6 protein-coding genes are annotated in these 6,582 nt (G+C 64.5%); 3 read left to right on the forward strand and 3 right to left on the reverse strand.

What is annotated here, in order from left to right; genetic code table 11:
- Window positions 1-21: 21 nt before the first annotated feature.
- Both POS17_RS02225 and hemE read left to right on the forward strand, forming a co-directional pair.
- Window positions 22-1,440, forward strand: a complete 1,419-nt coding sequence (locus POS17_RS02225; RefSeq protein WP_016966156.1) for an FAD-dependent oxidoreductase — start codon at window positions 22-24, stop codon at window positions 1,438-1,440.
- A gap of 217 nt (window positions 1,441-1,657) precedes the next feature.
- The gene (hemE, locus tag POS17_RS02230) at window positions 1,658-2,725 is read left to right on the forward strand and encodes a uroporphyrinogen decarboxylase (RefSeq protein ID WP_060837167.1); all 1,068 of its coding nucleotides are present in this window, start codon (window positions 1,658-1,660) and stop codon (window positions 2,723-2,725) included.
- A gap of 469 nt (window positions 2,726-3,194) precedes the next feature.
- Here the strand turns inward: hemE and POS17_RS02235 are convergent, their stop codons facing one another.
- Window positions 3,195-4,454 carry an MFS transporter gene (locus POS17_RS02235; RefSeq protein ID WP_060837168.1) on the reverse strand — a complete coding sequence of 420 codons (1,260 nt, stop codon included), beginning with the start codon at window positions 4,452-4,454 and terminating at the stop codon, window positions 3,195-3,197.
- A gap of 122 nt (window positions 4,455-4,576) precedes the next feature.
- On the opposite strand from POS17_RS02235, the gene POS17_RS02240 reads away from it, so the two are divergent.
- On the forward strand, window positions 4,577-5,476 hold the full coding sequence (locus POS17_RS02240; protein ID WP_060837169.1) for a LysR family transcriptional regulator: 900 nt from the start codon (window positions 4,577-4,579) through the stop codon (window positions 5,474-5,476).
- 145 nt (window positions 5,477-5,621) lie between these two features.
- Here POS17_RS02240 and POS17_RS02245 read toward each other — a convergent pair whose 3' ends face one another.
- Together POS17_RS02245 and POS17_RS02250 are read right to left on the reverse strand one after the other, a co-directional pair.
- Entirely contained in the window at window positions 5,622-6,068 is a 447-nt protein-coding gene (locus tag POS17_RS02245) for a hypothetical protein (protein ID WP_060837170.1), read from the reverse strand.
- 63 nt (window positions 6,069-6,131) lie between these two features.
- Window positions 6,132-6,581 carry a hypothetical protein gene (locus POS17_RS02250; protein WP_060837171.1) on the reverse strand — a complete coding sequence of 150 codons (450 nt, stop codon included), beginning with the start codon at window positions 6,579-6,581 and terminating at the stop codon, window positions 6,132-6,134.
- Window position 6,582: the final 1 nt, after the last annotated feature.

A 6,582-nucleotide genomic window follows, 5' to 3' on the forward strand; every position in this document is an offset into this window, starting at 1 on the left:
GCTGTATAGAGGTTTTTGAAAATGGCTGAACGTCTGAATAACGACTTCCAGTTCATCGATGTCGGGCGCAAGGATCCGAAGAAGAAACTGTTGCGTCAGCGCAAGAAAGAGTTCGTGGAAATCTACGAGCCCTTCAAACCCCAGCAGTCGGCCGACCAGGCCCACCGCTGCCTGGGTTGCGGCAACCCGTACTGCGAATGGAAGTGCCCGGTGCACAACTTCATTCCCAACTGGCTCAAGCTGGTGGCCGAGGGCAACATCCTCGCCGCCGCCGAGCTGTCGCACCAGACCAACACCCTGCCGGAAGTCTGCGGCCGGGTCTGCCCGCAGGACCGGTTGTGCGAGGGTGCTTGCACCCTCAACGACGGCTTCGGCGCGGTGACCATCGGTTCGGTGGAGAAGTACATCACCGACACCGCCTTCGCCATGGGCTGGCGCCCGGACATGTCCAAGGTCAAGCCCACCGGCAAGCGCGTGGCGATCATCGGCGCGGGCCCGGCGGGCCTGGGCTGCGCCGACGTGCTGGTGCGCGGCGGGGTGACCCCGGTGGTGTTCGACAAGAACCCGGAAATCGGTGGTCTGCTGACCTTCGGCATCCCCGAGTTCAAGCTGGAAAAGACCGTGCTGAGCAATCGTCGCGAAGTCTTCAGCGGCATGGGCATCGAGTTCCGCCTCAACACCGAGGTGGGCAAGGACGTGACCATGGAGCAACTGCTCGCCGAATACGACGCGGTGTTCATGGGCATGGGCACCTACACCTACATGAAGGGCGGCTTTGCCGGCGAGGACTTGCCGGGGGTGTATGACGCCCTGGACTTCCTGATCGCCAACGTCAACCGCAACCTGGGCTTTGAAAAGTCGCCGGAAGACTTCGTCGACATGAAGGGCAAGAAGGTGGTGGTGCTGGGCGGTGGCGACACCGCGATGGACTGCAACCGCACTTCGATTCGCCAGGGCGCCAAGTCGGTGACCTGCGCCTACCGCCGTGACGAAGCCAACATGCCCGGCTCGCGCAAAGAGGTGAAGAACGCCAAGGAAGAAGGCGTGAAATTCCTCTACAACCGCCAGCCGATCGCGATTGTCGGTGAAGACAAGGTCGAAGGCGTGAAGGTGGTCGAGACCCGTCTCGGCGAACCGGACGCCCGTGGCCGCCGCAGCCCCGAGCCGATCCCCGGTTCCGAGGAGATCATCCCGGCCGACGCCGTGGTCATCGCCTTCGGTTTCCGCCCGAGCCCGGCGCCGTGGTTCGAGCAGTTCCAGATCCAGACCGACAGCCAGGGCCGGGTCGTTGCACCTGAACAAGGTCAGTACAAGCACCAGACCAGCAACCCGAAGATCTTCGCCGGTGGCGACATGGTGCGTGGTTCTGATCTCGTGGTGACGGCGATCTTCGAAGGGCGCAACGCCGCCGAAGGCATCCTCGACTACCTGGGCGTCTGACCGCCATCCCTTGTAGGAGCGAGCTTGCTCGCGATAGCGGTGTATCAGCCAACCACCGATGTTGCCTGATGCGCCCCCATCGCGAGCAAGCTCGCTCCTACAGGTACGTAGGTTGTGGCGCGACAAATTGACCTCATAGACATAAAGAAACGGCTCTTGCCGTGCCTTTTATGCCCGGCTCTGAGAAAATGCCCCCACTTTTTTTCCGGATGCCGACATGACTGCCCTGAAGAACGACCGTTTCCTTCGTGCCCTGCTCAAGCAACCCGTAGACGTCACCCCGGTGTGGATGATGCGTCAGGCTGGGCGCTACTTGCCTGAATACCGCGCCAGCCGTGCCAATGCCGGTGACTTCATGAGCCTGTGCATGAACCCGGCGTTCGCCTGCGAAGTCACCCTGCAGCCTCTGGACCGCTATCCCCAGCTGGATGCGGCAATCCTCTTCTCCGACATCCTGACCATTCCCGACGCCATGGGCCAAGGCCTGTACTTCGAGACCGGCGAAGGCCCGCGCTTCAAGAAAGTGGTCAGCACCCTGGCCGACATCGAAGCCCTGCCGATTCCCGATCCGCAAAAGGACCTGGGTTACGTGATGGATGCGGTCAGCACCATTCGTCGCGAACTCAATGGCCGCGTGCCGTTGATCGGTTTTGCCGGCAGCCCCTGGACCCTGGCCACCTACATGGTCGAAGGCGGTTCGTCGAAAGACTTCCGCAAGTCCAAGGCCATGCTCTACGACAACCCGCAAGCCATGCACCTGCTGCTGGACAAGCTGGCGCAGTCGGTCACCTCCTACCTCAACGGGCAGATCCTGGCCGGTGCCCAGGCGGTGCAGATTTTCGACAGCTGGGGCGGCAGCCTCTCGGCGGCGGCCTATCAGGAGTTCTCCCTGGCCTACATGCGCAAGATCGTCAGCGGCCTGATCCGCGAGCACGACGGGCGCAAGGTGCCGGTGATCCTGTTCACCAAGGGCGGCGGCCTGTGGCTGGAAAGCATTGCCGATGCCGGCGCCGATGCCCTGGGCCTGGACTGGACCTGCGACCTCGGCGAAGCCCGCCGCCGCGTCGGCAGCAAGGTCGCCCTGCAAGGCAACATGGACCCCACCGTGCTCTACGCCAACCCGCAGGCGATCCGTGGCGAAGTTGCGCGTATCCTCGCCAGCTATGGCCAGGGCAGCGGCCATGTGTTCAACCTGGGCCATGGCATCACCCCGGAAGTGAAGCCGGAGCACGCCGGGGCCTTCCTGGAAGCGGTGCACGAGTTGTCGGCGCAATACCACGCATAAGCGTCACCCCATACAAACGCCCGGCACCTGCCGGGCGTTTTCATTGGCGAACACTTTTTTGTAGGAGCCAGCTTGCTGGCGAATAGGCCCTCGAGACCTGCACCTGTCTGGTAGCCGCCTTCGCTGGCAAGCCAGCTCCCACAAGGGCCTGCCGGCACAGACCCAATCCGTGTAGTAGCCGGCTTGCCGGCGAATAGGCCCTCGAGCCCTGCACCTGCCTGGCGGTCGCCTTCGCTGGCAAGCCAGCTCCTACAAGGGCCCGCCGGCACAGACCCGATCCGTGTAGGAGCCGGCTTGCCGGCGAATAGGTCCTTGAGACTTGCGCCTGCCTGGTGGCCGCCTTCGCTGGCAAGCCAGCTCCCACAAGGGCCCGTCTGCACAGACCCGATCCGTGTAGGAGCCGGCTTGCTGGCGAAAGGGCCCTAGAGACCTGCACCTGCCTGACGAACGCCTGCACACAGGCCAGGCGTCACAACGGCGGGAGTTTCGCCAGTTTCATGGCAATCAGCAGTGCCCCGAGCAACAGCGCACCGATGAACAGGCCAATGCCGTTCCACCCCGCCAGGTGCCAGAACACCCCGCCCGCGGTGCCGGCAATGCTCGACCCGGCGTAGTAGCTGAACAGGTACAACGAAGAGGCCTGGCCCTTGGCCTTGGTGGCGCGGCGGCCGATCCAGCTGCTGGCCACCGAGTGGGCGCCGAAGAAGCCGAAGGTGAACAGCAACATTCCGACCAGCACCAGGGCCAGTGGGGGGAGCAGGGTCAGGGCAATGCCCGCGAGCATCAGCACGATGGTGCCCCACAGCACCCGGCGCCGGCCCAACTGGTCGGCCAGGGCACCGATCTTCGCCGAGCTGTAGATGCCCGACAGGTAGACCACCGACAGCAGGCCGACCAGGGCCTGGCTCAGGTGATAGGGCTCGGCCAGCAGGCGATAGCCGATGTAGTTGAACAGGGTGACGAAGGCCCCCATCAGCAGGAACGCTTCGAGAAACAGCCAGGGCAGGCCGGCGTCGCGAAAGTGCATGGTAAAGCCGTCCAGCAGGCTACGCGGGTGCAGCGAGCGCGGGCGGAAGTTGCGCGACTCCGGCAGGATGCGCCAGAACACGGCCGCCGCCAGCAGGGCCAGGCCGCCAATCACCAGCATCGCCGTGTGCCAGCTGACAAAATCGATCAGCACTCCGGTGATCAGCCGTCCGCTCATGCCGCCAATGGCGTTGCCGCCGATGTACAGGCCCATGGCCAGGCCGATGTGCTGAGGGTGGATCTCTTCGCTCAGGTAGGTCATGGCCACTGCCGCCAGCCCGCTCAGGGACAGCCCCACCAGCGCCCGCATCAGCAGCACCCCGTGCCAGCTGGGCATCAGCGCACTGGCGATGGTGCACAGGGCGGCGGCCAGCAGGGCGGCGAGCATCACCGGCTTGCGGCCGATGCGGTCGGAAATCGGCCCGGTGATCAACAGACCGATGGCCAGCATGCCGGTGGCGACCGAGAGGATCAGGCTGCTCTGGGCCGCATTGATGGAAAACTCCGTGGACAGCAGCGGCATCATCGGTTGCACGCAATACAGCAGGGCGAAGGTGGCAAAGCCCCCGGAGAACAACGCCAGCACCGTGCGCATGAACAGCGGCGTGCCTTTTTCGATGTACACCTCGTTGAGCTGGGCGAGCACCTCGTCCGCGGGCGTGGAGGGGATTTCGTGGGCAAGGGGGGCGACAGCGATTTTCACGGGAACCTCGGGGGGAGCGCAGCCGGTCAGGCAATGGAAAAAAGCATATAGCTGGCTAATGTTCCTTTCCAATATATTGTTCGACCTGTTTGATAGCTTTAACGACTCAATGGAGCCGCCCCATGGAATTGCGTCACTTGCGCTACTTCATCGCCGTCGCCGAAGAGCTGCATTTCGGCCGCGCGGCCCAGGTCCTGGGCATTTCCCAGCCACCGCTGAGCCAGCAGATCCAGGCCCTGGAGCAGGAGGTGGGCGCCCGCCTGTTCGAGCGCACCAATCGTCGGGTCGAGCTCAGCGAAGCCGGACGCCTGTTCCTCGAAGAGGCGCGCCTGGTGCTGGCCCAGGTGGACAAGGCGGCGGACGTGGCCCGGCGCGCGCAATTGGGTGAGCTGGGGGAACTGAAGATCGGCTTCACCTCGTCGGCGCCGTTCAACTCGACCATTCCCCAGGCGATCTTCGCCTTTCGCCAGCGCTTTGCGGCGGTGCACCTCAAGCTCAAGGAAATGAGCAGCACCCAGGTGGCCGAGGCGCTGGTGGACCAGTCGATCCAGGTCGGCATCATGCGGCCCCTGCCATTGCCGGACTCGCTGTCGGTGGTGGAGCTGCTGCGCGAGCCGCTGGTGGCGGTGCTCAGTTCCAAGCACCCGCTGGCAGGCGGCACTGAAGAGGGGCTGCACCTGGCGGCGCTGGCCCAGGAGCCCTTTGTGTTCTTCCCCCGCAGCTACGGCAGCGGCCTGTATGCCCAATTGCTCAGCCTGTCCCGGGACGCCGGCTTCACCCCGCATTTTGCCCAGGAGGCGGCGGAGGCCATGACCATCATCGGCCTGGTGGCGGCGGGCCTCGGTGTTTCGGTGCTGCCGGCGTCCTACCAGCGCATGCGCATCGACGGCGTGGTCTACCGCCGGCTGCTGGACCCCGAAGCCATGACCGCGGTGTGGCTGGTGCAGCGCAAGGATCAGTGCTCACCCATGGCCAGGGCCTTTGTCGAACTCCTGACGCGCAAGACCGGGGCCGCGTCCTGAGTCTGGGCGTGCCGGCGCTGGTCACGCAGGGGTTATCCGCGCGTTGACCTGCACACTCGGGCCCCAGGCGGAGGTGAAGGCTGCCGGCTAGAGGCACGCCCACAAAAAAGGGCGCCCCAAGGCGCCCTTCGCGGTCCGCAACGGTTCACTGAACCTTGGACAGATCCCCGCGCAGCGCCACGCCCGCCATGATGGCGCCGGCATGGCACTCATAGGTGCTGGCGTCCTTGCGCTCACGGCTCTTGTAGAAGCTGGCGATGTCGGTCACGGCGTTGGCCCCGACTTTCTTCGCCGCTTCATGCAGGGTGATCAGCGCCGATTGCAGGGCCCACTCGCAGGCCACCTGATCGGCCTTGCCGAAGGCGTTGGTCTTCTTGTTGGTCACCGCGCCCGGGCTGAGCACGCTGACCTTGCCGGCCGGCTTGTTGCCCGCCAGGTAGAACTTCACGCTGCCATCGATCTTGCCAGTGCTGATGGCCTCGGCGACCACCTTGTCGAACGGCAGGAACAGGGTGGTGTCGCGGGCCTGGCTGACGCCGGGCAGGGTGCACAGCAGCAGGGTGGCGGTTGCCGCCAGGGTCTTCAAACGCATCGCAGTCTCCTTGACTTGAAAAGGGGGCAAAGCAGCCCGGTGACCGGGGTCACAGGGGGATGATCATTGGCCGGCCGGGAAGCTCTTGGTCGCAGCGTCTGACAGTTGTTGCGCGGTCCGCTCGTTCTGGTTGTCCCGCAGCTCGCGCAGGATGCCCTTGTCCAGCAGGCGCACCCAGCGGATGTAGTTCTTGTGGATCTTGCCGTCCTTGTAGTTCAGGTCGCGGCTGTCGCGGTAGACGATCTTGTAGGCGCTGGCGCTGTACGGAATATCGATCTCGGCGTGGAACTGCCCGCGCACGGTGATCTCGGCCTGGATCAGCTCCGGGCTGATGCGCTGCACGGTCCACTTGCGGGCCACCAGGTTCTTCAGGATCGCCTGTTTGACCTGCTCCTGGCTGGCCTGGATGGTGGTCGGGATCACCCGGTTCGGGGTGTACATCGGTTTGCTGGTGCAGGCGGCCGTGCTCAGCAGGACCAGGAGGATCAGCGTCGCGCGAAACAGGGAGGACATT

The sequence above is a fragment of the Pseudomonas sp. Os17 genome, assembly GCF_001547895.1.
Classification (GTDB): Bacteria; Pseudomonadota; Gammaproteobacteria; order Pseudomonadales; family Pseudomonadaceae; genus Aquipseudomonas.

Bases quoted from the DNA above. Each gene is read 5' to 3' on its own strand.
- POS17_RS02225 (WP_016966156.1), top strand. From the start codon at position 22: ATGGCTGAACGTCTGAATAACGACTTCCAGTTCATCGATGTCGGGCGC.
- hemE (WP_060837167.1), top strand. From the start codon at position 1,658: ATGACTGCCCTGAAGAACGACCGTTTCCTTCGTGCCCTGCTCAAGCAA.
- POS17_RS02240 (WP_060837169.1), top strand. From the start codon at position 4,577: ATGGAATTGCGTCACTTGCGCTACTTCATCGCCGTCGCCGAAGAGCTG.
- POS17_RS02245 (WP_060837170.1), bottom strand. From the start codon at position 6,068: ATGCGTTTGAAGACCCTGGCGGCAACCGCCACCCTGCTGCTGTGCACC.
- POS17_RS02250 (WP_060837171.1), bottom strand. From the start codon at position 6,581: ATGTCCTCCCTGTTTCGCGCGACGCTGATCCTCCTGGTCCTGCTGAGC.